This is a genomic window from Ensifer sp. Root31 (assembly GCF_001424825.1).
Lineage (GTDB): Bacteria > Pseudomonadota > Alphaproteobacteria > Rhizobiales > Rhizobiaceae > Ensifer > Ensifer canadensis.
Map to the genome: position 1 here is coordinate 36639 of NZ_LMCO01000016.1, position 23261 is coordinate 59899.

General features: G+C 62.4%; 21 protein-coding genes. 5 read left to right on the forward strand and 16 right to left on the reverse strand.

Features of this window, described 5'->3' with window-relative positions:
• From ASD00_RS41760 to ASD00_RS16550, 5 genes are all read right to left on the reverse strand, one after another.
• Positions 1–512 (reverse strand): TIM barrel protein (locus ASD00_RS41760; RefSeq protein ID WP_244496074.1); only part of this gene is annotated, 512 nt, incomplete at its 3' end.
• Between the two features lie 144 nt (positions 513–656).
• Positions 657–1616, reverse strand: a complete 960-nt coding sequence (locus ASD00_RS16535) for a substrate-binding domain-containing protein (RefSeq protein WP_057207583.1) — start codon at positions 1614–1616, stop codon at positions 657–659.
• Positions 1617–1688: 72 nt separating this feature from the next.
• Positions 1689–2693 carry an ABC transporter permease gene (locus tag ASD00_RS16540; protein ID WP_025429471.1) on the reverse strand — a complete coding sequence of 335 codons (1005 nt, stop codon included), beginning with the start codon at positions 2691–2693 and terminating at the stop codon, positions 1689–1691.
• A 15-nt stretch (positions 2694–2708) separates the two neighbouring features.
• Positions 2709–4232: a sugar ABC transporter ATP-binding protein gene (locus ASD00_RS16545; RefSeq protein ID WP_057207584.1), complete on the reverse strand. Its 1524-nt coding sequence runs from the start codon at positions 4230–4232 to the stop codon at positions 2709–2711.
• Positions 4233–4693: 461 nt separating this feature from the next.
• A complete protein-coding gene (locus ASD00_RS16550) occupies positions 4694–5062 on the reverse strand; it encodes a hypothetical protein (RefSeq protein ID WP_057207585.1) in 369 nt (122 codons plus the stop codon).
• Positions 5063–5433: 371 nt separating this feature from the next.
• Here ASD00_RS16550 and ASD00_RS16555 point away from each other — a divergent pair, with 371 nt between their 5' ends.
• Positions 5434–6816, forward strand: coding sequence for a nucleobase:cation symporter-2 family protein (locus ASD00_RS16555; protein ID WP_057207586.1), 1383 nt, complete (start codon positions 5434–5436; stop codon positions 6814–6816).
• 71 nt (positions 6817–6887) lie between these two features.
• On the opposite strand, the gene ASD00_RS40950 is transcribed toward ASD00_RS16555, so the two are convergent.
• From ASD00_RS40950 to ASD00_RS16575, 5 genes are all read right to left on the reverse strand, one after another.
• A complete protein-coding gene (locus ASD00_RS40950; RefSeq protein WP_164474920.1) occupies positions 6888–7046 on the reverse strand; it encodes a hypothetical protein in 159 nt (52 codons plus the stop codon).
• Positions 7047–7128: 82 nt separating this feature from the next.
• Positions 7129–7545, reverse strand: a complete 417-nt coding sequence (locus ASD00_RS16560; RefSeq protein ID WP_057207587.1) for an organic hydroperoxide resistance protein — start codon at positions 7543–7545, stop codon at positions 7129–7131.
• Between the two features lie 272 nt (positions 7546–7817).
• Positions 7818–9140 (reverse strand): HAMP domain-containing sensor histidine kinase, encoded by a 1323-nt coding sequence (locus tag ASD00_RS16565; RefSeq protein ID WP_057207588.1) that lies wholly within the window; start codon positions 9138–9140, stop codon positions 7818–7820.
• Positions 9137–9877 carry a response regulator gene (locus ASD00_RS16570; protein ID WP_057207589.1) on the reverse strand — a complete coding sequence of 247 codons (741 nt, stop codon included), beginning with the start codon at positions 9875–9877 and terminating at the stop codon, positions 9137–9139. Before ASD00_RS16570 ends, ASD00_RS16565 begins: the two co-directional genes overlap by 4 nt.
• A 119-nt stretch (positions 9878–9996) precedes the next feature.
• A complete protein-coding gene (locus ASD00_RS16575; protein ID WP_057207590.1) occupies positions 9997–11049 on the reverse strand; it encodes an alpha/beta hydrolase in 1053 nt (350 codons plus the stop codon).
• A gap of 356 nt (positions 11050–11405) precedes the next feature.
• Between ASD00_RS16575 and ASD00_RS16580 the strand changes: the two genes are divergently transcribed.
• From ASD00_RS16580 to ASD00_RS16595, 4 genes are all read left to right on the forward strand, one after another.
• The gene (locus tag ASD00_RS16580; RefSeq protein WP_057207591.1) at positions 11406–13181 is read left to right on the forward strand and encodes a cytochrome c biogenesis protein DipZ; all 1776 of its coding nucleotides are present in this window, start codon (positions 11406–11408) and stop codon (positions 13179–13181) included.
• A gap of 58 nt (positions 13182–13239) precedes the next feature.
• Positions 13240–13995 (forward strand): alpha/beta hydrolase, encoded by a 756-nt coding sequence (locus ASD00_RS16585; RefSeq protein WP_057207592.1) that lies wholly within the window; start codon positions 13240–13242, stop codon positions 13993–13995.
• A gap of 155 nt (positions 13996–14150) precedes the next feature.
• A complete protein-coding gene (locus ASD00_RS16590; RefSeq protein WP_057207593.1) occupies positions 14151–14855 on the forward strand; it encodes a DUF899 family protein in 705 nt (234 codons plus the stop codon).
• 168 nt (positions 14856–15023) lie between these two features.
• Positions 15024–15527: a DUF1801 domain-containing protein gene (locus tag ASD00_RS16595; protein WP_057207594.1), complete on the forward strand. Its 504-nt coding sequence runs from the start codon at positions 15024–15026 to the stop codon at positions 15525–15527.
• 131 nt (positions 15528–15658) lie between these two features.
• Here the strand turns inward: ASD00_RS16595 and ASD00_RS16600 are convergent, their stop codons facing one another.
• The 6 genes from ASD00_RS16600 to ASD00_RS16625 form a co-directional block, all read right to left on the reverse strand.
• Positions 15659–16456, reverse strand: coding sequence for a M55 family metallopeptidase (locus tag ASD00_RS16600; protein WP_057207595.1), 798 nt, complete (start codon positions 16454–16456; stop codon positions 15659–15661).
• A 17-nt stretch (positions 16457–16473) separates the two neighbouring features.
• Positions 16474–17580 (reverse strand): pyridoxal phosphate-dependent aminotransferase family protein, encoded by a 1107-nt coding sequence (locus tag ASD00_RS16605; RefSeq protein WP_244496070.1) that lies wholly within the window; start codon positions 17578–17580, stop codon positions 16474–16476.
• A complete protein-coding gene (locus ASD00_RS16610; RefSeq protein ID WP_057207597.1) occupies positions 17577–19253 on the reverse strand; it encodes a serine hydrolase domain-containing protein in 1677 nt (558 codons plus the stop codon). The genes ASD00_RS16605 and ASD00_RS16610 overlap by 4 nt, the downstream gene beginning before the upstream one ends.
• 34 nt (positions 19254–19287) lie before the next feature.
• The gene (locus tag ASD00_RS16615) at positions 19288–20160 is read right to left on the reverse strand and encodes an ABC transporter permease (RefSeq protein ID WP_025429487.1); all 873 of its coding nucleotides are present in this window, start codon (positions 20158–20160) and stop codon (positions 19288–19290) included.
• On the reverse strand, positions 20157–21194 hold the full coding sequence (locus tag ASD00_RS16620; protein WP_244496071.1) for an ABC transporter permease: 1038 nt from the start codon (positions 21192–21194) through the stop codon (positions 20157–20159). Before ASD00_RS16620 ends, ASD00_RS16615 begins: the two co-directional genes overlap by 4 nt.
• Positions 21195–21325: 131 nt before the next feature.
• Positions 21326–23254, reverse strand: coding sequence for an ABC transporter substrate-binding protein (locus ASD00_RS16625; RefSeq protein WP_057207598.1), 1929 nt, complete (start codon positions 23252–23254; stop codon positions 21326–21328).
• Positions 23255–23261: the final 7 nt, after the last annotated feature.

Genomic DNA, 23261 nt, shown 5'->3' on the forward strand with positions numbered 1-23261 from the left:
GGTTTCCAGCGCCGCGCCAGTTCGTCGAAGGCGGTCTCGACCAGGCCGGCCGGCCGCTGCGGCCAGGGATAGACGAACGGCCAGGCAAGCGCGCCGGARAAGCTCGCCATCGCATTAAGCCCGAGGTTCTTCGACGCCGTCAGCGCCAKCTTCACCTGCTCGACCGCCCATTGCTGCCGTGCCCCAGGATTGCCGCGCACTTCYGGCACGGCAAAACCGTCGAACACCTCGTCATAGGCCGGATGGGTGGCRACCARCTGGCCCTGCAGATGGGTCGACAGCTCGGTGATCTCGACGCCGTTGTCGCGGGCAATGCCGGCAAGCTCGTCGCAATAGGCCTTTGACGTYGCCGCCTGCTGCAAATCGATCAGCCTGGTATCCCAGGTCGGCACCTGCACGCCCTTGTAGCCGCAATCGGCAGCCCACTTGGTGATCGCCGCAAACGAGTTGAACGGCGCCGCATCCCCGGCAAACTGCGCAAGAAACAGACCGGGGCCCTTAATCGTTTTCATGATTTTTCCTCGTCTAAGCTGCCGTGACCGGATCGATGTCACGCTGAAGAGGCGCCGGACACAGGGTTGGCCAAGCGCGATTGTGACCTGAAAAATGAGTGCGAAAGGAAAAGGCGCGCCCGACCGATGGGCGCGCCTGGCTTATCAGAACGGAGAATCCGGGAAGTAGAACTGCTCGGCATTGTCCTTGGTCACCAGCGTGGCGTCGAGGATGTATTCGCCGCTGACCGGGACCTGGTCGTAGAACTTGGCAGCGGTCAGCTGCATTGCGGTTGCGACCATCGCCGGCGGATAGAGCACGTCGACCGGGACCATCTTGTCGCCGTCCATGACCTTCTTGATCATGTCCTTCGAGCCGGCACCGGCAACGATGTACTGGATATCCGTGCGCTTTGCCTGGCCGATGGCTTCGAGAACGCCGACTGCCATGTCGTCGTCCTGGCACCAGACCACGTCGATCTTCGGGTATTTGGTCAGGTAGTCCTGCATGACGCGGAAGGCGTCGTCGCGGTTCCAGTTGCCGTACTGGCGGTCGAGAACCTTGACGTTGGAGCCGGCGATACCCTTGTCGAAACCGTCCTGGCGCTGCTGGTCGATCGGGATCGGCAGACCGCGGATAACGACGACTTCGGCATCCGGCGTCGTCTTCTTGATGTATTCGCCCGCGACCTGGCCGAGCGCCGGGTTGTTGCCGGCGACATAGAGATCGCGGATCGAGCTGTCGTTGACCGACGGCGCGCGGTCGACGAGAGCGACGAAGGCACCGGAGTCCTTGACCTGCTGGATGGCGTTGACCAGCGGATCCGGGTCCGACGGCAGGATGACCAGCGCGTCGAGCCCCTGCACCGCAAGGTCCTGCACTGCATTTGCCTGAGTGGCCGCGTCCGGCGACGTCTTGACGATGACGTTGAGGCCCGGATGCTCCTGCATCAGAAGCTTGGCGACGCGTTCCGCATGGAACACGACGCCGGCTGTCCAACCATGGTCGGCCGCCGGGATCGATACGCCGATGGTGACCTTCTTGTCCTGCGCCCACGCGCCCGGTGCAGCACCCGCAAAAGCCGCCACGGCGGCAACGGCCAGGCCGATAATTTGTTTACGCATAGTCTCCCTCCCAAGAGTTCCACGGGGCTCGATTGCAATGAAGCCGGGCTCGCCCCAACGGCCCGGCCAATCTCATGTGCGACGCATGAGCGACCGCTGCACCAGCATGGCGATGATGATGATCGCGCCCTGGATGGCGCCGATCAGGTATTCGCTGACGAAATTCGAAAGCAGCATGATGTTGCCGACGATCTCCAGGATGAAGGCACCGCAGACCGTGCCCCAGACACGTCCGACGCCGCCCCTCAGAGCCGTTCCGCCGACGACTACAGCGGTGATCGCCTGTAGCTCCCAGAGAATGCCCGTCGTAGCCGATGTGGAGCCGAGGCGTGGCACATAGAGCAGCACGGCGACGGCGACGCAGAGGCCCTGGATCACATAGGCGATGGTGCGAACCTTATTGACCGAGATGCCGGAGTAGCGGGCCACGTCCTCGTTGGAGCCGACCGCAATGACGTGACGGCCATAACGCGTGCGATAGAGCACGAAGGCAGCAATCGCGGCCGTCACGAAGATGATGATGATTGGCACGGGAACACCGGCGACCGATCCGAAATAAACTGGCCGGTAGATCTGCTGCAGTTCGCGGTCCTGTAGGGTGATCGCGCCACCTTGCGACAGCCAGGTGGTCAACCCGCGATAGATGCCCATGGTGCCGAGCGTGGCGATGAAGGGTTCGATCCGGCCGAGGGTGGTGATGAGCCCGTTGACGAGCCCGCAGGCAGCCCCCAGCACCAGCGCCAGGATCGCGGCGCAGATCAGCATCAGCACGGGGTCGGCAATGACGCCGCTGTTGATGAACAGGATCATCAGGCTGGCGACGAAGGCGACCATCGAACCGACGGACAGATCGAGCCCGCCGGAGGAGATCACGTAGGTCGCACCCAGCGCGATGATGGCGATGAAGGCGCTGCGGGTGATGACGTTCAACAGGTTGGCGACGGAGATGAAATTCGGGTTGGCGAAATAGCCAAGGATGAGCAGCAGTGCCAGCGCGACAAAGGGGGCGATCGCCGCCATGTCCCAGTCTCGCGAGGTTCGCGGCGCCTTCTGCGTTTCGGTTGCAACATTCGTCATGATCGTCTCCCGCGCTTACGCGGCCTCCCCAGTATTGGCGCCTGTCGCAAGAACGACGATCTCGTTTTCGTTCATCTTCTCTCCCGTAACTTCGCCGACGATATGGCCCTCCCGCATGACCAGGATGCGATCGGAGATGCCGATCAGCTCCGGCATTTCCGAGGAGACGACGATGATCGACCGCCCCTCCTCTGCGAGCTTGGCGATGAATTTGTAGATCTGCTCCTTGTTGCCGATGTCGATGCCGCGCGTCGGCTCGTCGATGATGACGATCTCCGGATCGAGCATCATCATTTTGGCAAGCAGCAGCTTCTGCTGGTTGCCGCCGGACAGCTGCCCGGCAAGGATATCCTTGCGGCCGGTTCGGATGTCGAACTCGCGGATCGCCCCGTCGAGCGCGTCGGCTTCCTTCTTGCGGTCGATCTGCAGGGTTTTGACAAAGCGGGATAGCGAGGCAAGCGTCAGGTTGACCCTCAGATCCTTGGTCAGCAACAGGCCCTTGCCCTTTCGGTCCTCGCTTAGATAGACCAATCCAGCCTTGAGGCTCGCCTCAACGTTGGAGAAATTCACCGCCTGGCCGTGATGCCTGATCCTGCCGTGGCCCGGACGAAGCCCGGCAATGCCCTCCATCAACTCGGTTCGGCCGGCGCCGACAAGACCGGCAAAGCCGAGGATCTCGCCCTTGCGCAGTTGAAAGGTGGCGTTGCGCGCGAAGCCCGGCACCGAAAAGTCTTCGATCTCGAGCACGACGTCGCGTGCAGGCCCACCGTGGCGTTCGGGATAAAGTTTTGCGACATCGCGCCCGACCATCAGCCGCGCCATGTCGGCCGGCTGCAGCTCAGCGGCAGTGTGCCCAGCAACGACCCGGCCGTCGCGCAGCACCGTCACCCGGTCGGCGATCTCCTTCACCTCCGGCAGTCGGTGCGAAATATAGAGAACGCCGACGCCCTTGGCGCGGATATCCTTGATCACTTTGAGCAGCGCTTCAGTTTCATGCGGCGTCAGGGACGCCGTCGGCTCGTCGAAGATCACCACCCGGTGCGGCACCAGCAGCACCCGCGCGATCTGGACCAGCTGGCGCTGGGCGATCGACAGACGGCGCACAATGGTCCTTGGGTCGAGATCGGCACCGAGATCATGGATCGCTCTGGCCGCGCCATCGTTCATGGCCCGGTCGTCGACGGAAAGACCTTTGCGCAGTTCGCGGCCGAGATAAATGTTCTGCGCCACCGTCAGATCCGGTGCGAGCAGGATTTCCTGGTGAACAAGGACGATACCCGCCTGTTCGGCATCGACAGGGCCGGAAAAGCTCACCGGTTTTCCATCGATCGCCAGCTCGCCCCGGGTCGGCAAATGGTTGCCAGCCAATATCTTCATCAGCGTGGATTTGCCGGCGCCGTTTTCGCCGATGATGGCGTGGACTTCGCCGGGCCGCACGGACACATCGATGTCGCGCAGCACCTCGACGATGCCAAACGTCTTTGAAATGCCCCTCGCCTCGAGGACGGGTAGCGCACTCTGGGATGCCGCAGCCGTCATGTGGCGACCGCAATCGTCAAGCCACGCCCCATAGGGTCGGCCGCCACGCCCCGTGCTCGGGCACGAACGCAACGAAACAATGTCATAAGAACTCCTCCGGAAGTACTGCTAACCCATTTTCTGAGGTACGTAAATCAGAATTTGTTTTTCAGCCTGTTGATTTCGAACGGCGAGGCCAAAAGCCAAAGAGAGAGCCCCGAGGCAGCGCAGCGTCAGCACGGACTATCGGTTTTAGGAAGAGAGAAGCTCAGCCGCAGCCGACCCGATGCTCGGCTCCAGACAGACGGACAGGCGACATTCGCGAGTGGAGTCAAAGGGCGGCATCTGGCGCACTTTCTCAGACCGAGCGGATCGACAACTACAGGACGCATCAGCCAGTCCGATGATGGCATGGCCGAGTGCGCGCGCGCTGTCAGAGGGGGCGATTGGCACACACGCCGCATGGCCGGATACGCGTGCGCCTAGAAGCGCGAGAAGCCTTTCAGCGGTGGCATGATCATGCCGCGTCCGTCACCCATGAACTGGGACACGCCTCTCGCCACCTCCTCGCTCGGATCGCCGTAGACTTCGAATTTTTCGACGGTGCAATGCGCAGACACGCTCTGAATATGCGCATCCGACATCTGCCAGTGGCGCAGGACATCGGCGGAATTTCGGTAGAGCTGGTAGCTGAACGCCCGCATTTCTGTCTCGTCGATGAACGTGCGGACCATCAATTGTGGAGCGTTCTCTTCCACGAAGTCGACCGCTGCCCGCACCGCTTCACGGAAGGGCTGCAGATGCCCGGCTTTGATCTTCATGACATTTCGAAAGAGCAATTGGTCGGTCATCATGTTTCTCCATAGCGCTGTACGGAGTGCCTTATAGAAACTCAAGCATAGTTGAGGTCAATGGGCGCGATCTGTCGACGGCAAGATCTTGCATCAGACTTTGGTCTTGCAGGGCGGGCCGGCGGCACTCCGCATGATTGCGCTGAGCACCAGCGAAACAGCTTCACGTATTTCTTGTGAATGAGAAACGTCGAATTCATCTAGCTTTCGCCGCGCACCCAACGTTGGAGGACGGCGGGCGCCGCACCGAATGTTTCGAGACATTCGGCGATCGACAAGGGAGGAACAAGGTCGAAACTTTCAGCCGACCGACGGACTTCGAAATCGCGCACGCCGAACCTGCTCGGGACCCTGACCATGGGTCGACGCACATGAACATACACAATCCCACCGCCGCGCCGACGCGGCCGACCGAACTCGTGCTCGGCCTCGACGATCGCCCCTCGCCGCCGATCGCCTTTCTTGCAGCGCTGCAGCATTTGCTGGCAATCATCGTGCCGATCGTCACGCCAGGCCTGCTGATCTGCCAGGCACTCGGTGTCTCTCTTCGCGACACGAACATGATCGTGTCGATGTCCTTGGTCATCTCGGGGATCGCAACCTTCGTTCAATGTCGCCGTTTCGGCCCGCTCGGCGCGGGCCTGCTGATCGTTCAGGGAACAAGCTTCAACTTCGTCGGCCCGTTGATTGCCGGCGGCGTGTTGATGGTGAAGCAGGGGACGCCGGTCGAAACCGTGATGGCGTGCATATTCGGCGTCGTCATCGCCGGATCCTTCATCGAAATGGGCCTTTCGCGCGTGCTGCCCTTCGTCAAGCGCCTGATCACCCCTCTCGTCGCCGGCATCGTCGTCCTGATGATCGGCCTTACCTTGATCAAGGTCGGCCTGATCAGCATGGGCGGAGGCTTTGCCGCGATGTCGCAGGGCACCTTTGCCAACGGCGAAAACTTGCTGCTGTCAGGCGTCGTGCTTGGGCTTATCATTGCGCTCAACCGCATTCCGGTCGTCTGGGTCCGCAGTAGCGCCATCATGCTGGCGCTCGCCGCCGGTTATCTGCTGGCGGCATGGATGGGTCGCCTCGACTTTGCCGGCGTGCATCAGGCAGCCTGGTTCCAGGCGCCGGTGCCGTTTCATTTCGGCGTCGACTTCTCGTGGTCGCTGTTTGCGCCGATGGTGGTCATCTATCTCGTCACGTCGCTTGAGGCGATCGGCGACATCACCGCCACCAGCAAGATCTCGCGCCAGCCGATCGAAGGTCCGCTTTGGATGGAGAGGATCAAGGGCGGCGTTCTCGTCAACGGCGTGAACTCGCTGCTGGCGGGCATCTTCAACACCTTCCCAAGCTCTGTGTTTGCGCAGAACAACGGCATCATCCAATTGACCGGAGTCGCCAGCCGTCACGTCGGCATCTACATCGCTGCCGTGCTGGCCCTGCTAGGGCTGTTCCCGACGGTTGCCGGCGTCATCCAGGCCGTGCCGGAACCGGTCCTCGGCGGTGCCGTCATCGTCATGTTCGGCGCGGTTGCCGCCTCCGGCATCAACATCCTCGCCGGCGTTCATCTGGACCGCCGCGCGCTTCTGATCATCGCCATCTCGCTTGCCCTCGGGCTCGGCGTCTCTCAGGTTCCCGAGTTCGTCACGCATATGCCCCGGGCGCTCGCGGACGTACTGGAATCGGGCGTGGCAACCGGCGGCATCTGCGCGGTCTTCCTCAACTGGCTTCTGCCCGAGCGCCAGGAAGAAATCATCGACTGACAACAAGGGGATCGCCACCCCAACCGGCCCCGCTCGCACGAGCGGGGCCGGTTGGGGTCACCTTCGAGAGGTCAGTGCCTGCTCGGCGCGAAATTGACGGTGGCACCCTCAATCGTGGAAGCCGCAGCAAACAGGCCTATCAAGGGCGAAGGTTCTTGCGAGCTCACATCATAGATACACGGTGCTGCAAAAACCGCCGCTCCAAGTGCGATGATGATCATCAGCTTCATTGGATCCTCCGATGGCGATGCGCAAGCATCGCCCATTCCATTTCCATGAAAGCTCGCCGCGACGCGGCGAGCTTTCATCGTTTTAGGCGACCGTCAACTCGACGTTGATGTTGCCGCGGGTCGCCTTCGAATAGGGGCAGGTCTGATGCGCCTCTTCAACTAGGGCTGTCGCCAGTTCCCGCTCGATGCCGGGCATGTTCACCTTCAGCCGGGCCTGCAGCAGATAGGCGCCGTCGGTCGATCCGAGATCAATCTCGGCAGCCACGGAGAGATCTCCAGGAAGCTTGACGTCGCGCTTTCCCGCCGCTTTACCGATGGCGCCGATGAAACAGGCCGACCATGCGGCCGCAAAGAGTTGCTCGGGATTGGTCCCGGCATGGGCGCTTCCCGGTGGCGAGAGCTTGACATCCAGCCGCCCATCATCACTGCGTGCGGCGCCGTCGCGACCGCCGCTGGTATGCGTCCTGCCGGTGTAGAGAACCTTGTCGACCTGTGTCATGGAACACTCCGTTGTTGTGTCGCTTGTGGCGACTGCGTTGACGGAGGGAGATTTGACCGGCTGGGGTATCCGGCATGTTTCCGAAACAGCCGGAAATGTACCAAAGCGTAGCGGTGGTCGCTCCGGACACCTACTGCATGGCTCCTTAAATCCTATTCGATTTGAGGATAAAACATGCAGTAATTCAAAGTGCTACAGCGACCTTTGCGCGTCTGATAAGACGCGCGGCGCTGTAGAGCTACAAACCGCTTCGGCGAACTTTGACCGCGATATCAGCGGATGACGACCTCCGCCGCCAAACCGCCGCCGGCGCGATTGTAGAGCCGCACCGAGCCGCCGATGGCCCCTGCCAGTTGCTGGGCGATCGCAAGTCCGAGCCCGGTGCCGCCCGTCTCCCGATTGCGGGACTGTTCGAGCCTGAAGAACGGCTGCATCGCAGCCTCGAGCATGTCGTCCGGAATGCCCGGCCCCCGATCCATCACCGTGATGGCGACCTCGCCATTTTCCCGTCGCTCGACACTGATCTCGGCAGCGCCGGCAAATTTCAGCGCGTTGTCGATGAAGTTGGAGAGGATCCGGCGCAACGCATGCGGCTTGACGGGTATGGTCCCGTCAACGGCACTGACGACGGCCACGGACTTTCCGGTGTCCTGATAATCATAGGCCAGGCTGTCGATAAAGGATGCGAGGTCGATGCGGGAAGTCTTCTCGACATTGCCGTGCGCACTTCGGGCGTAAGCAATACCGTCCTGAACCAGTCGTTCGATCTCGCGGAGATCCTGCACCAGCTTATCCCTTTCAGGCGATTCATCCGCCATGTCGGCGCGAAGCCGCATGCGCGTGATCGGCGTCTGGAGATCGTGGGAAATGGCGGCAAGGATCTGCACGCGCTCTTCGAGATAGTGGGCGATCCTGTCGCGCATGGCATTGAAGGCCCGGGCGGCATGCGCGACTTCACGTGGGCCGGCTTCGCTCAACGGCGCGGCCTTCCTGTTCGGGTCCAGCGCATCGGCGGCAGCGGCAAGGTCGCTCAAAGGGCGGATGACCTGGCGCACGGCAAACCAGACGCAAAGGAGCAGGAGTGCCATCTGGGTCGCCAGCACATAGGGAAGCCATTCGGCGATCGGCATGACGCCCCGTGGCGTCACGTCTATCGTCAGGGGCGCGCCGTCGCTGAGCGTCAGATGGGCCTGCAATCTTTTGTCGTCACCCGGAATCGCCTCCACGTGCAGGGGAAAGCGATGCCCGGCCGCCTCCTCGATCTTGGTAGCGATCTCCGCACCACGGGTGGTGAGATCCGGCACGCCGGGAAGGCCGGGCCCCAGCACGAAACGATAGCTGCCGCGGCTGAGACGATCGAGCCAACCCTCTCTCTCGCTCGCCGGCAGTCGATCGAGAATGGCGATCGATGTGGCAACATCGGTTTCCAGCGTGCCGAGCATGACCGCCTTCGCCGACATATAGCGTTCGAGAATCAGGACGCTGAAAGAAAGGCCATAGGCGATTGCGAGACCGAGGAGAAGAACGAGAAAAAGCCGAGCGCGTAAGGTGCTCGGCCAATACCAGCTGACAGTCGATGTGACGCCCAAGCTCATTGCCTGGGCTCCGAGATCTCGACCGGAACGGAAAAGACGTAACCTTCGCTGCGCAGCGTCTTGATGTAGGTCGGCTCACGCGCATCGTCACCGAGCCGCTGGCGCAGACGGCTGACGAGAAGATCGATCGAGCGATCGAACAGCTCGGCGTCGCGCCCCTGGGTCAGATTGAGAAGCTGATCACGGTTGAGCACGCGCTGCGGATGATCGATGAAGACACGCAGCAGCCGGTATTCGGCACCACTCAAGGCGATCTCCGTGCCCTGCCTGTCGAGAAGGCGGCGGCCGACCGTGTCGAGCTGCCAGTCGCCGAAGGTCAGCAATTGACCCGCCTCAGTGATCTGCAGGTTCGGAGGCAGCATTCGGGTTCGGCGCAGCACCGCCTTGATGCGTGCCAAGAGCTCGCGCGCAGCAAATGGCTTGGGCAGATAGTCGTCCGCTCCCATTTCCAGGCCGATGATCCTGTCCATCTCATCGCTGCGAGCCGTCAGCATCAGGATCGGCGTCGCCTTGTGCTTGCCGGCGCGCAGCTCCCGGCAGAGGACGAGTCCGTCGTCGCCGGGCATCATCACATCGAGCACGATCAGATCGACGGTGTTGGCTTCCAGAAAGGCGCGCATCTGGCGGCCATCCGCGGCAACGGCCGTGCGCAGCCCGTTCTTCCTTAGATAGCTCGACACCAGCTCGCGAATTTCGCGATCGTCGTCGACGATCAGGATGTGATCGACGTGTTCCATATCCGACTTCCCACTCCCCTATGCACTCGGCCACAGCGCCTGATGCCTTTAGACCCAAGGCGGCTTGCGCGAGGCAGGCATCCACAAGGTCGCGCGCCCTGTTGCCGACTATCGTCGGTCTAAAAACGATCCACGTCCATAACCGCCTGTGCGAACGCCTGCGGCGCTTCCTGCGGCAGGTTATGCCCGATGCCGCCGCTGACGGTGCGATGTTCGTACTTTCCCGAAAATTTGCCGGCATAGGCGGCAGGCTGCGGATGCGGCGCGCCGTTGGCATCACCTTCCAGCGTGATGGTGGGAACCGAGATCTTCGGTCCCGCGGCAAGCCGCTTTTCGTAAGCGTCGTATTTGCGTTCGCCTTCCGCCAGGCTCAATCGCCAGCGATAATTGTCGACGACGACGGCGACATGGTCGGGATTGTCGAAGGCTTCAGCCGAACGCTCGAAGGTCGCATCATCGAATTTCCAGGTGGGCGAGGCGGTCTGCCAGATCAGCTTGGCAAAGGCGCGCCGATTCTCCTCATAGCCCAGCCGCCCGCGCTCGGTGGCGAAATAGAACTGGTACCACCAGGCAAGCTCGGCGCTGGGCGACAATGGCTTCCTGTTGATTTCCTGGCTTCCGATGAGATAGCCGCTCACAGAGACCATCGCCTTGCAGCGCTCCGGCCAAAGTGCTGCCATGATATTGACCGTGCGTGCGCCCCAGTCGCAACCGCCAAGCACCGCCTTTTCGATGCCCAGCGCATCCATCAAGGCGATCATATCCGCAGCGATCGCCGATTGCTGGCCGTTGCGCGGCGTATCCGGCGAAAGGAAGTGCGTCGTTCCGTAACCGCGCAGGTAAGGCACGATCACGCGGTAGCCGGCTTGAGCAAGCAAGGGCGCGACGTCGACATAGGTATGAATGTCATAGGGCCAGCCGTGCAGCAGCAGAACAGCCGGCCCATCGGCGGGACCTGCCTCCGCGTAGCCGACTTCGAGCACGCCGGCCCGGATCTGCTTGAGTGCGGCAAAGGAGGTGTGTGTGCCGGGCTTGATGTCAGGCAGCCGTGCGGCGGACGCTTGCCCCGACTGCGCCATCGCGGCACCCGCCATGCCAAGCTCGACCGCAGCAATGGTCATGGCAGCCACCCCGAAAAACTTGCGGCGTTCATGGTTGATTTCGTCAGACATCGGCCTCTCCTTTTTGAACCCAAACACAATGGGAGAAAGACGGGCCGCTTGTATCCTGCGTGTGTCGCTCCCGCCCGATCTTGAATACCAATGTAGCGCCGACCCGCCCGGATACAGTCTGATACAAAGACGCCTTGCGACCAGCCAACTCGATCCGCCGGCGCGTGTCTGATGGCTGATCATCGGCAGCCGATTTGTATCGCTCTGTAGCAGGCCGGGCTACGCCTACATCCCGGTACATTTTCATACCTGAGCGGACACATGCGGGATACGTCGCAAAGACCAGATGCGTATCCGTTGCTGGTCAAGGCACATCGCCGTCCAGAGCCCGATCAATCGGTTCAAAGGAAACGATGATGACGCTTCTCATCATAGCCTATCTCGGAGGCGCGCTGACGATCTTCAGTCCGTGCATCCTGCCTATCCTGCCTTTCGTTTTCGCACGCGCCGAACAGTCCTTCCTCCGAAGCACGCTGCCGATGCTTGCCGGCATGGCCATCACCTTTGCGCTTGTCGCCACCCTGGCAGCCATCGGCGGCAGCTGGGCCATCCATGCCAACGAATATGGCCGCATTGCCGCGATTGCCTTGCTTGCGGCGTTTGGCGCAAGCCTGCTGTCACCGCGGATCGCCAGCGCGCTTTCACAGCCCGTCGTCGATTTCGGCAACCGCCTGATGAGGGCCACCGGCCATGGGCGCGCGACGCCCGATGTGGCCGGTTCGTTTGTTCTCGGCATCGCGACCGGCCTGCTCTGGGCCCCTTGCGCCGGGCCCATCCTTGGTCTGGTCCTGACCGGCGCGGCACTGCAGGGTGCCAATCTTGCGACGACATTCCTGCTGCTTGCCTATGCTGCCGGTGCGGCCACCTCGCTTGCCACAGCCATGTTTGTCGGCGGAAAGGTTTTCGCCGCCATGAAGCGGTCGCTGGGGATCAGCGAGCGCATTCGCCAGGTCCTGGGTGCCGCGGTGCTCGCCGGCGTTGCGGCAATCGCGCTCGGCCTCGATACCGGCTTGCTGGCCCAGCTTTCCTACGCCAGCACGGCATCCCTGGAACAGACCGTGCTCGAAAAGCTCGATACCAAAGCCGCTGGCGGACCATTCTCCGCGGCTGCCGACAAGGGCGTGGACGTCGCATCGGCCGATACGACCCGCCCCTTTCAAAGCGACCTGCCCGTCGAAGGCGCTGCACCATCGCTTGATGGAGCGGTGGAGTGGCTGAACTCGCCGCCGCTCACCGCGGAAGCCTTGCGGGGGAAGGTGGTGCTCGTCGATTTCTGGACCTATTCCTGTATCAACTGCATTCGCACCGTCCCCTATGTCCGCGCGTGGGCGGAAAAATACCGGGATCAAGGCCTCGTCGTCATCGGCGTGCATGCGCCTGAATTCGCCTTCGAGAAGAAGATCGACAATGTCCGCAAGGCGGTCAGCGATTTCAACATCGGCTATCCCGTCGCCATCGACAACGACTACCGCATCTGGCGCGCCTTCGAGAACAGCTACTGGCCGGCCCATTACCTGATCGATGCCAAGGGGCAGATCCGCTACCATCATTTCGGCGAGGGCAATTACCCGCAGACGGAGAAGGCCATCCAGGACCTGCTCAGAGAAGCCGGTAGCGACATGGCGGCGAGCAGGCCGGTAGTGCCCGAGACCAAGGGCGCTGAACTCGGCGCCGACCTCAACAATATCCGCTCGAGCGAAACCTATCTCGGATACCAGCGCGCTTCGAACTTCGCCTCCAACGAGAGCCTGAGCGCCGATGCGGCGCGCAAATACACGGTCGCCGAACCGGGTCTCAACGAATGGGGCCTCACCGGCACCTGGACCGTCGGCCCGGAACAGGCAACGCTCGACGAGCCGGGAGGCGGCATCGCCTCGCGTTTCAGCGCCCGCGACCTGCATCTCGTTCTTGGGCCGGGAGCGGCCGGAAAGCCGGTCCGCTTTCAGGTGACCATCGACGGCAAGGCGCCGGGCAAGGACCACGGCGCCGATATCGACGCCAATGGAAACGGCACGGTCACGGCAACAAGGCTTTATCAGCTGGTGCGCCAGGCAGGCGACGTCTCGGCGCGCAACTTCAGCATCCGGTTCCTTGACCCAGGCGTTCAGGCCTACGCCTTCACCTTCGGCTGAGACCTCGAGACATGTTCAAACCTGCCAATCGCCATCAAACCGACAAGGAGTGAAATCCATGAACCGTCATCTTTCCACCCTCGCGCTCGCCCTCTTCACCAGCGCGATTGCCTTTGGGGCCCAGGCAGCCGAGGTCAAGAATATCGTCATCGTTCACGGCGCATTGGCCGATGGCTCCGGCTGGCGCCAGGCAACCGAAATTCTCGAGAGGCGGGGCTATGCCGTGACGATCGTTCAACAACCCATCACGTCGCTGGCGGATGACGTTGCCGCCACCAATCGCGTGCTCGATCTGCAGCATGGTCCGACCTTGCTCGTCGGGCACAGCTATGGCGGCATCGTCATCACCGAAGCCGGCAATCGCGCCGATGTCGCAGGTCTCGTCTATGTCGCCGCCTTTCAGCCCGACAAGGGCGAAAGTCTGCTCGCCCTCGCCAGCTCCAAACCGGCCGGCGGCATGAACATCAGGGAGACCAAGGACGGAAAATACCTCTATCTCGACCCAAGCGCCTTCGCCGCCGATTTCGCTGCGGACCTTCCGAAGGACGAAGCGGCATTCCTTGCAAAATCGCAGGTGTTTGCCGCCAAGGCGGCGTTTTCGGCCAAGGTCGACGATCCGGCCTGGCGAACCAAGAAGAGCTGGTCGATCGTGGCGACGCAGGATCGCGCGATCAATCCCGATCTCGAGCGCCACATGGCCAAGCGGGCAAACAGCGAGGTGACGGAGATCAAGGCGAGCCATGCGGTCTTTGCCTCCCAACCGGAGATGGTTGCTGATGTCATCGAAAAGGCAGCCAAACAGCTCGGCCAGTAAGTCGATGAACGGCAACTGACGTGCAAACATCTGGCTGCAGCGTTTATCGCAGCTGGTCCGGGCGCAGCGGCGCCCGGCCGGGCATTCCTTCACTCGTTCGGGAACCTGGACGGCTCGAAGCCGTTAGTTGGGATCGATAAGACGAGGGCAAGGACATGAGCTACGATCAACTCGTTCCGGCGCCGGATCTCGCAGCCAAGGGCAAATCGCCCTTTCCCGGCGAAACGGCTGAGTACAGAAAGGCGCGGCAGGCTTTGCTGCGCGAAGAAATCGAGTTCCGGCGGCAGATGACGCGGCTGGTCGAGCAGCGGCGGTCGCTGCCGGATGGGCCGGTGATTGAAAAGAATTATCGCTTCAAGGATGCCAACGGCAACGACATCGGCCTGCTCGACCTCTTCGGCGACAAGCAGACGCTCGTCGCCTATTTCTGGATGTACGGGCCGCAGCGCGCGCGCCCCTGCCCGATGTGCACGAACTGGCTCGGCGCGGTGAACGGCAACGCCGCCGATATCAAACAGCGGGTGGCGTTGAAGATCCTCGGCCGCAGCCCCGTCGAGCGCCAACTGGCGTTTGCCCAGGAGCGTGGCTGGCGAGACCTCGATTTCGTCCAGACGGTCGGCGACGACTATGCTCGGGATCTCGGCCTCATCAATGCGGACGGAAGCGAGAATCCGGCGCTTGGCGTCTTCAAACGTGAAGGCAACGCCGTCAGGCTCTTCTGGGCAAGCGAGATGACGACGGAGATGGCCGACCCCGGCCAAGATCCGAGAGAGGCGCCGGACATCGCCTCGCTCTGGTCGATCCTGGACCTGACGCCGGAGGGTCGCGGCACAGACTGGTATCCGAAGCTCAGCTACTGACGATCGACACCAGACCGAGTTAGAACGACTGGAACCGGTCGCTGTTCGCTGTGGCAGACCCCGTGACGATCAGGAGAGCTGATTGCATCGAAATGCTTTCAACTCCGCAAGATTTGTCTGCCCGTTCGTGCAAATCTTTTCGCTGTGGAGAGCGGAGAGGACACGAACATGCGTAAAGATCTGCCGCAGCGGGAATTACGGACCTATCCCGGCGCCGACGGACGCACCGTAACGAGGCCGCCCGTTCCGCGCGACGTTGCCGAGGTTCTCGCGCGCCACGCCGAGCCAATACAGGCGCGCCTCCTGCAGGTTCGCGATCTCATCTATGCCCTGGCAGGCGAGACCGATGGGGTCGGTCCGTTGACCGAGACACTCAAATGGGGAGAGCCGGCCTATTTGACGGAGGCAAGCGGAAGCGGAACGACCATCCGGCTCGGCGTCGCCAAATCAGCGCCCGAACGTTGCGCTGTGTTCTTCAATTGCAGGACGACGCTCGTCGAAACCTTCCGCATTCACTTTGCCGATGATTTCACCTTCGAGGGCAATCGCGCCCTCCTCATCCCCGCCATCGGCGATTTGCCGCGAGAACCGCTGGCGCTCTGCCTGCGGGCGGCACTAACCTATCATCACGATCAGCGGGTCTGCACGTGGACTGGTTCAACAAGCAGCTGAGCTGACGCGGTCCGCGGCTGTCTCAGTTCGACACCACCAGTCGATGATCGTTCTAGCGGGGGCCCGCGGCCCGTCGATGAAGGGTTGGGCAGGCCAGGAGGCGATTTCGGACCTGCCGCAAATCGCCTCGCTCACACGATGAAGCGGATGGCGCGCTGGATTTCGAAGAAGTCCTTGGCCTCGAAGCGCAGCGTGCGGGCGGCGACATGTTCAACGCCGGGATACCAGCTGCCGCGATAGGCCTCGATCGGGGTCGTGTATTCGACAACAAGCTCGAAGCGGTCGGCGAGCTTCGGTAGGCAGGCCCTCAGATCGCCCGACAGCGCCTTCTCCACGCCCTCGCTAATGGCTGCAACCGAAGCCTTCGGCGTCAGCGATCGGGTCGCGGGGCCGAAACCTTCGCTGGTGGCAACGGTGCCGATGCCGGAAACAATCGCCCTGGCCTCAGCGCACATGCCGGCGTCGCCGGAGAGAAACGCCGACGGAACGCCGTAGCGTGCGGCGCAAAATGCGTTCAGCGTGAATTCCGACGCCACGTCGCCATTGATCAAAAGCCGCGACACCGTGCCGGTCAGCGTATGGGCGAGCGGATTGGTGTCGGTGCCGGCCTTGTTGTGATAGCCAGTGTAGAGGGCTGCCGAAAAACTCTTGTCGATGCCGAACATCATCAGATCGGGATGACCGCTCCAGCCCCTGACGATGCTGACATAGGCCGGCAGCTTCGACAGGATCAGATTGCGCGCGGTCGAATGCGCATCCTTGACTACCACCTCCTTGGCACCGGCCGCCTTCGCCCCTTCGCAGGCCGCCACCAGCTCGTCGGTCATGTATTCGCGGAATTCCTCGTATTCCGGATGCCCCTTCTTGGCCTCGTCCCAGGCGGTGATCCCCGCCGTGCCCTCGATATCTGCGCTGATGAAAACCTTCATGATCGTTGCCTCGTATTTCAAAGAAGCTCGGCCATCGACTGCAGCAGCCGATCGATCTGAGCTGGGGAATGTTCGGAAAACACCGCGAGCCGCAGGGTCGGCACGTCGGGTGCGTCGGAATAGCCGCCCGCCGGCTGCACACGGACGATGATGTCGCGTTCGGCGAGACGGTCGCGAAGCTGCTCGAGATCGGTCACGCCCTTGACGGTGACGATCGGCACCGGCGTGTCGGCGACCTCGAAGCCCAGCGCTCGCAGGCCGCTGCGCACATGCTTGATGTTGCGGGTGAGGTTCGCGCGCTTTTCCGGCGTCGTTTGCAGGACCCGGAGCGATGCGGCCGCCGCCGCCGCAAGACCGGGCGGCGCCGGCGAGGCGCCGCGCATGATCATTGCGTTGCGGGCAATCTTTTCGGCAAGCGCTGCGTCGCCCGGAACGACGCCGCCGAGTGCGCCGAATGCCTTGCTCATGGTGCCGGCCAGAAAATTGCCCTCGCCCTCGAGCCCGGCATGCTGCAGCGAGCCACGCCCGGTTTCGCCGAGAACGCCGACGCCGTGGGAATCGTCGATGCAGAGCAGCGCGCCCTCGTAGGCCGCCATCGCCTGGCGGTAGTCGGCAAGCGGTGCAAGCTTGCCTGACGACGGGAAAACGCCGTCCGTCAGAACAGCCGGCCGCTCGCCTGCCTTCACATGCAGCGACAGTTGCGCTGCGAGATCTTCCGGGTCGGCATGGCGAAACTCGTGGATCGGCTTGCCGAGCGTCGGGATCGCGTCACGGGTGCTGTAATGGGTGGCCGAGTCGATGAGGATGACGTCGAAATCGTCGCGTAGCCCCTGCAGCAGCACCATCGGGCTGGTGTAGCCGGAGATCATGTAGACGACCTCCTCGGTGCCGAACCAGTCGCGCAGCCGCTCCTGCAGGTCGGCATAGACCTGCATGTGGGCGAGCGTTCCCGGCCCCATGCCGTACTGCCGGGTGGCGTCGCAGGCCGCCTCGATCACGTCGGGGTGGCCGTGCAGGCAGAAGTAAGACGTGCCGCAGTAATAGTCGACCTCGCGCCCGCCGATGAACATACGGGCGCCGAGCGGCGATTCCATCTTGATCGGAGCAACCATGGTCCGGATCACGCCGCTTCCGCCTGGGACGGGCTGCGCCGTTCCAGGAACATCGGGCCGACGCGGATGCCGCGCTTGCCGTTGTCATCGACGGCGTCGAGTTCGAGGATCTCGTCCTCGTAGAGCCGGCCGTGCATGCGGAAGCGCCCTTCCTCGACCGGCTCGCACGTGTGCGTGCAGAAATACTCGATCAGGCACTTCAGCCCACCCTGGCTGTAGGTCAGGTATGTGATGTTGAAATCCGGCCCGTATTCGCCGAGATGCGGCTTGATCGCGTCGGGCACGGTCTCGTCGAGAGGTGCCTCGATGCGCGTCCAGTTCGCATCCTTCCAGAGGAGCTTGCCGGCTTCCGGGAAGGAGAGGTTCATATGGGCATAATCAGCGCCGCGCCCGTAGATGCGGCCGTCTATGACGAAGTCGTTGCCGGCGACCGGACGAATCTGGTGTGGCACGCCCTCGCCCATCAGGTAGATCTTGCCGTCCTTGGACTTGACCTCGACGATCTCCTGCGTGGCGTCGTCGCGGTAATAGCCCGGCAGCGTCTTGAACTGCGCCTCGGAGATTGCAGGCGGGCGCTGCACGCGCTCCGGCATCTTGCCCATCCTGCGTTCGGCAAGGACGATGCGCACGCCGTCGACGCCCAGCCGCGAGGCGATCTGGTTGGAGAAGTCAAGCGTCGCGAAGATCAGCACACCGACGCCGGCGGCCGGCAGCAGCATCATTTGCGAAGCATAGCCATAGACGGCGCCGCCATGGCCGACAGAGGTCCAGCCGTCGACATCACCGGACCCGAAGCACAGGCCGTAGCCGGCAAGCGTCTTGTCGTGACCGGCCGGGCGCATGCCGAACGGCGTCCACATTTCGCGCAGCGCCGCCGGCGAGATGATGGAATTGCCTTGCACGTCGAACCCGCCGCGCAGCAGGCACTGGGCGTAACGCGCCATGTCGCCGGTGGTGGAGAAGATATTGCCGGCCGGCGATCCGCCGAGGCTGAACACCGGCGCCGGCGTGTCGCCGTCGAGCGTCCACATGTCAGCTGGTGCAAGCCTTTCACGAATGCCGGGTGCCATGCCGCACGAGGAGCTGTCCATGCCGAGCGGCTTTAGGATGTTGGCGGCGACATAATCGGAGTAGCTCTGGCCGCTGACCGTCTCGATCACCCGGCCGACGACGGCGATGCCGGCGTTGGAGTAATGCATCACCCCGAGGCTCGGGTCCTGCTTCAAGGTCGAGCTTGCCAGCTCGTTGACCGTGTCTTCGAGCGGCGGACGGGTGGCATCGAGATAGTGCCCGCTCTTCGGCTCGCGTACAAGGCCGGCCGTATGGGTCATCAGCTTGCGCAGGCTGATGACCGAGCCGTAGGGCCCGCCTTCGGCGCCGGCGAACGGGTTTATCGGCTTGAAGCCGGGGAGATAGGTCGACACGTCGACATCGATATCGACGAGCCCCTTCTCGACCAATTGCATGATCGCCAGTGAGGTGAAGGTCTTGGTGATGGAGCCGATGCGGAAGCAGGTGTCCCTGCCCATGTCGAAATGCCGGTCATGACGCTGGACATGGCCTTCGGCGAGCACGCCGTCACGGTCGACAAGGGCATAGGAGATCGACGGGATCGCCTTGTCCTCGACCTCGTAACGTATTAGATCCTCGAAAAGCTCGATCGAGGCGGCAGACAGAGAGGGCATCGGTACGCTCCTTGGGTCTCGATAGGAATGGGTCTCAATGGGAATGGCGAGGGTCCAGCATGTCGCGCAACGCATCGCCGACAAGGTTCCACGACAGCACGAAAAGGAAGACGGCAGCGCCGGGGAAGGCCAGCGTGTACCAGAACTGGAAAGGGTTGCCGGGCTGGCCGACGATCCAGTTGCGCGAGTAGGCGATGAACTGTCCCCAGTCGGCATAGCCTTCTTCGGTGCCGACGCCGAGGAAGCTGAGCGCCGAGGCAGACAGCACCATCGAACCAGTCGCCATCGTTGCCAGCACCAGCACCGGGAACATGGCGTTGGGCAGGATGTGCAGCACGATCAGCCTGAGATCGCTGGCGCCGTAGCTGCGTGCCGCATGGATATAGTCCATCTCGCGGATCCTCAGGATCTCGCTTCGCACGATACGGGCATAGCTCATCCACCCGAACGTCGTCAGGGCAATGGTGATCGGCACGATGCCCTTGCCAAGCAGCGCCGTCAGCACCATGGCCGCGATCAGGAACGGCACCGCCATGAACACGTCGACGATGCGCATCAGGATTTCTTCGGCAAGCCCGCCATAATAGGCGGCGACCGCGCCGACCACCGTGCCGATCAGCACGGAGATCGCCACGACCCCGAGACCGATCTTGAACGCCGTGCGCGTTCCCCAGACGACACCGTAGAAGATGTCGTACTGGCCTTGCGTGGTGCCGAAAACGGCCTCCGGCGAAGGTGGCTGCGGCGTTGCCAGGAAGCCTGCGCGCGGCGTGTCGTAGGGTGAAAGCTGGAAGCTTTGCGGCGGCGCCAGAACGGGTGCGAAGACGGCGATCAGCACGAAGGCCAGAAGCACCACGACGCCAAAGAGGGACACCGGATTTCTTGCGAGGTAACGAAGAACCTTCATTGCGTCTTCACCCTCGGATCGAGCAGCGGATAGATAAGGTCGACGATGAGGTTCATCAGCACCAGAACGACCGCAAAATAGAGGCCGAAACCGAGAACCGCCGGGAAATCCAGATTGGCGGCGGTCTTGGCTGCGAACTGGCCGAGGCCGGCATAGTCGAAGATCGTCTCGGTGATGACGACACCGCCCATCATCACGGCGAGCTCCATGCCGGCGATGGTCGCAACCGGCAGAAGCGCATTGCGCCGGGCATGGCGCAGTTCGACGACGCGGCGCGGCAGACCCTTGGCGCGAGCGGTGCGCACATAGTCCTGGCGCAGCGTCTCCAGCATCGACGTGCGCATCACCCGGGTCATGCTGGCAACGTTGACATAGGTCAGCGTGATCACCGGCGCTGCCAGATGGCGAAGCGCATCGCCGAAGATCGCCAGATTGCCGTTCAGCAGCGCATCAACAGTGTTGGCGCCGGTATAACGCACGAAGTCGCCGGAACTGACCACGGTCTGTGCCCATTGGCTGAGCCGGCCGGGCGGAAACCAGTCGAGCGCCGAGTAGAAGATCAACAGCATCAGCAGACCGAAAACGTAGACCGGGAAAGACCAGCCGAGAATGGTGAAGATGCGGATGAGGTGATCCGGCCAACGATTGAGATAGATGCCCGCCCGTGAGCCAAGGAAGATCGCGAGCAGCAGGCATGGAACGAAGGCCAGCACCACCAGTTCCAGGGTCGCCGGAAACAGCGACATCAGCGCGGTCGAAACCGGCTGGCGGGCCGTCTCCGACCAGCCGAGATTGCCGGTCAGGATGCCGCCGATCCAGCGGCCGTACTGAATGTAGAAGGGATCGTTCAGCCCGTACTGTTCGATCATCCTGCGGATGCTTTCCTGACCACCCTTGAGATAATCAGGCGACGGCGCATAGGCCGCCAGTCTCTGCGTCGGCGAAAGCGACATCTGCAGCGCAAAGATCATCAACGACAGAGCGAAGAGAACGATGGGCAACATCATCAGTCGTCTGAGTGCATAGTTCAGCACGGTTCACACGTTCCGATTTCAGGGAAAATGAAACAAAGGCATGTCGGGCGGGGATGCCGCCCGACATGCAGCAATTCAAAGTGCTACAGCGACCTTTGCGCGTCTAATAAGACGCGCGGCGCAGTAGCCAATCAGTCGTTGGCCTTGGTGACCGGATAGAAGTCCCAGGCACCGTAGAGGATCATGTTGTCGACATAACCATCGATGTTGCTGCGGGTGACGACGTAGCCGAAGTCCTCCCACAGGAACTGGGTGGTGGCGTATTCGTACGACATTTCCTGCAGCTTGGCGTAGATCGGCTCGCGCACGGCGGGATCGACCGAGGCCCAGGCCTCATCGAGCAACGGCTTGAACTTCTCCGCCATCAGGTCGCGATAACCCTGGCCAACCATGCCGCCGACGAGACCCGTGGGCGAGAGATAGTAGCTGGCGGCACCGAGCGGACCGCCCGGGTCGGAATAGTCGGGCCCCCAGCCCATCACCGTCAAGGGTGCGGCCGGCTTTTCGCGGTTGTTGAGCTTGTCCGAAACGGATGCCCATGGCAGCGCCTGGATCTGCATCTTGAACTTCGGGTTGATGCGCGACAGGCCCTGCTGCAGCGCCGAAAGTGCGGCGGTCAGCTGCGGGTTGCCTTCGGTGACATAGGCCGTAAACGCAAAGCCGGTCTCCCAGAGCTTGCCGCCGAACGCCTTCTTGAAGTGTTCCTCGGCCTTGGCGGGATCGTAGCTGTAAACAGGCGAATCCGGGCGATAGCCCATGATGCCGCGCACGGTCGGCCCGCGCGACTGCACGGTCTTTCCGAGCAGCACCTGGTTCAGGAGCGCATCGTAGTTCTGGGCGTAGTTGAAGCCCTTGCGCACATCGATGTCGGCGAAGAAGTCCGGCGGAATGCCGGCACCGTCGAGCTTGCCGCTTCCGATGGCCGGGTTGTCGTTGTCGTCGAGCGGCCAGGCGAAGAAGACGCCGCGCGAAAACACCTTCTGCAGGCCGTCGATGACCTTGACGCCCTCGGTCTTGCTGAGTTCGTCGATGAACTCGACCGGCGCGGTGACAAAATCGGCGTCGCCGGACAGAAGCTGCAGGCGTCGCGTCGTCCATTCCGGAACGGTGCGCATGACCACCCGCTCGAGCTTGGCCGGCCCCATGAAATAATTGTCGAAGCGCTTCAGAGTGATGCGCCGGTCGGTGCGGTCCCATTCCTCGAGCATGAATGGCCCTGTGCCGTTCTCCTCGGCAAACAGCGGATTGGCGCCGAGTTCCGGACGATAGTGGGCCTTCCAGGTATCGCCCGAGCCATCCCAGCCGCCGACCGAGGCAACCCATTCCTTGTCGAGAACCGAGGTACCGAACGGCAGCGCGATCACGCCAAGGGTGGCCGGAAACGACTTCGGCAGCTTCAGCGTGAGATTGTCGCCATCGACGATAATCTGCGAGGCGAGCTGGTCATAGACCTTGCGCAGGATCTCGGGGCTGGCGTCGTTGATGGACTTGACCTCGCCTTCGGTCTCTACCCACTTGGCGATGTCGGTATATTTGCCGGCGGTGATCACCTCGGTGATCGCGTTCGACATCCACGACTGACCCTGAAGAATGGCGCGCAGCAGCGAATAGCGCACGTCCTCGGGCGTGATCTGGCCGTAGCCCGGCTCGATCGTCGCCTTCTGGGCGTCGGTCAGCTTGTCGTAATATTCCCAGGTGACCTTGCCGTCGGCGCCCTTGACGCCGACCTTGTGGGCGAAAACGCCCTTGCGGATCGGGAAGGTATAGCTCACCGAGCCGTCGTCGCCCTGCTTGATGAGGCCGTTTTCAAGCGACGGCACCTCGGTCGAAAGCGACGGCACGAACTCGGAGATCTTCGAGCCGTTGAAGTTCAACAGCCGGCTGTAGATGTTGAGCGCGCCGTAGGAGCTTGGCGTGTTGGCGATATAGGCCGGATCGAACGACTGGATGTCGTCGGTCCACATGAAGACGAAAGTGCCGGGGTTCTTGGTCTCGGCCATAGCGGGCGCAGCCGCGATGCCGAGCCCCAGGCTGAGGGCTAGGGCTAAGGTGCGTTTCATCGTTGTT

Bases quoted from the DNA above. Each gene is read 5' to 3' on its own strand.
- ASD00_RS16535 (WP_057207583.1), bottom strand. From the start codon at position 1,616: ATGCGTAAACAAATTATCGGCCTGGCCGTTGCCGCCGTGGCGGCTTTT.
- ASD00_RS16540 (WP_025429471.1), bottom strand. From the start codon at position 2,693: ATGACGAATGTTGCAACCGAAACGCAGAAGGCGCCGCGAACCTCGCGA.
- ASD00_RS16545 (WP_057207584.1), bottom strand. From the start codon at position 4,232: ATGACGGCTGCGGCATCCCAGAGTGCGCTACCCGTCCTCGAGGCGAGG.
- ASD00_RS16550 (WP_057207585.1), bottom strand. From the start codon at position 5,062: ATGACCGACCAATTGCTCTTTCGAAATGTCATGAAGATCAAAGCCGGG.
- ASD00_RS16555 (WP_057207586.1), top strand. From the start codon at position 5,434: ATGAACATACACAATCCCACCGCCGCGCCGACGCGGCCGACCGAACTC.
- ASD00_RS40950 (WP_164474920.1), bottom strand. From the start codon at position 7,046: ATGAAGCTGATGATCATCATCGCACTTGGAGCGGCGGTTTTTGCAGCA.
- ASD00_RS16560 (WP_057207587.1), bottom strand. From the start codon at position 7,545: ATGACACAGGTCGACAAGGTTCTCTACACCGGCAGGACGCATACCAGC.
- ASD00_RS16565 (WP_057207588.1), bottom strand. From the start codon at position 9,140: ATGAGCTTGGGCGTCACATCGACTGTCAGCTGGTATTGGCCGAGCACC.
- ASD00_RS16570 (WP_057207589.1), bottom strand. From the start codon at position 9,877: ATGGAACACGTCGATCACATCCTGATCGTCGACGACGATCGCGAAATT.
- ASD00_RS16575 (WP_057207590.1), bottom strand. From the start codon at position 11,049: ATGTCTGACGAAATCAACCATGAACGCCGCAAGTTTTTCGGGGTGGCT.
- ASD00_RS16580 (WP_057207591.1), top strand. From the start codon at position 11,406: ATGACGCTTCTCATCATAGCCTATCTCGGAGGCGCGCTGACGATCTTC.
- ASD00_RS16585 (WP_057207592.1), top strand. From the start codon at position 13,240: ATGAACCGTCATCTTTCCACCCTCGCGCTCGCCCTCTTCACCAGCGCG.
- ASD00_RS16590 (WP_057207593.1), top strand. From the start codon at position 14,151: ATGAGCTACGATCAACTCGTTCCGGCGCCGGATCTCGCAGCCAAGGGC.
- ASD00_RS16595 (WP_057207594.1), top strand. From the start codon at position 15,024: ATGCGTAAAGATCTGCCGCAGCGGGAATTACGGACCTATCCCGGCGCC.
- ASD00_RS16600 (WP_057207595.1), bottom strand. From the start codon at position 16,456: ATGAAGGTTTTCATCAGCGCAGATATCGAGGGCACGGCGGGGATCACC.
- ASD00_RS16610 (WP_057207597.1), bottom strand. From the start codon at position 19,253: ATGCCCTCTCTGTCTGCCGCCTCGATCGAGCTTTTCGAGGATCTAATA.
- ASD00_RS16615 (WP_025429487.1), bottom strand. From the start codon at position 20,160: ATGAAGGTTCTTCGTTACCTCGCAAGAAATCCGGTGTCCCTCTTTGGC.
- ASD00_RS16625 (WP_057207598.1), bottom strand. From the start codon at position 23,254: ATGAAACGCACCTTAGCCCTAGCCCTCAGCCTGGGGCTCGGCATCGCG.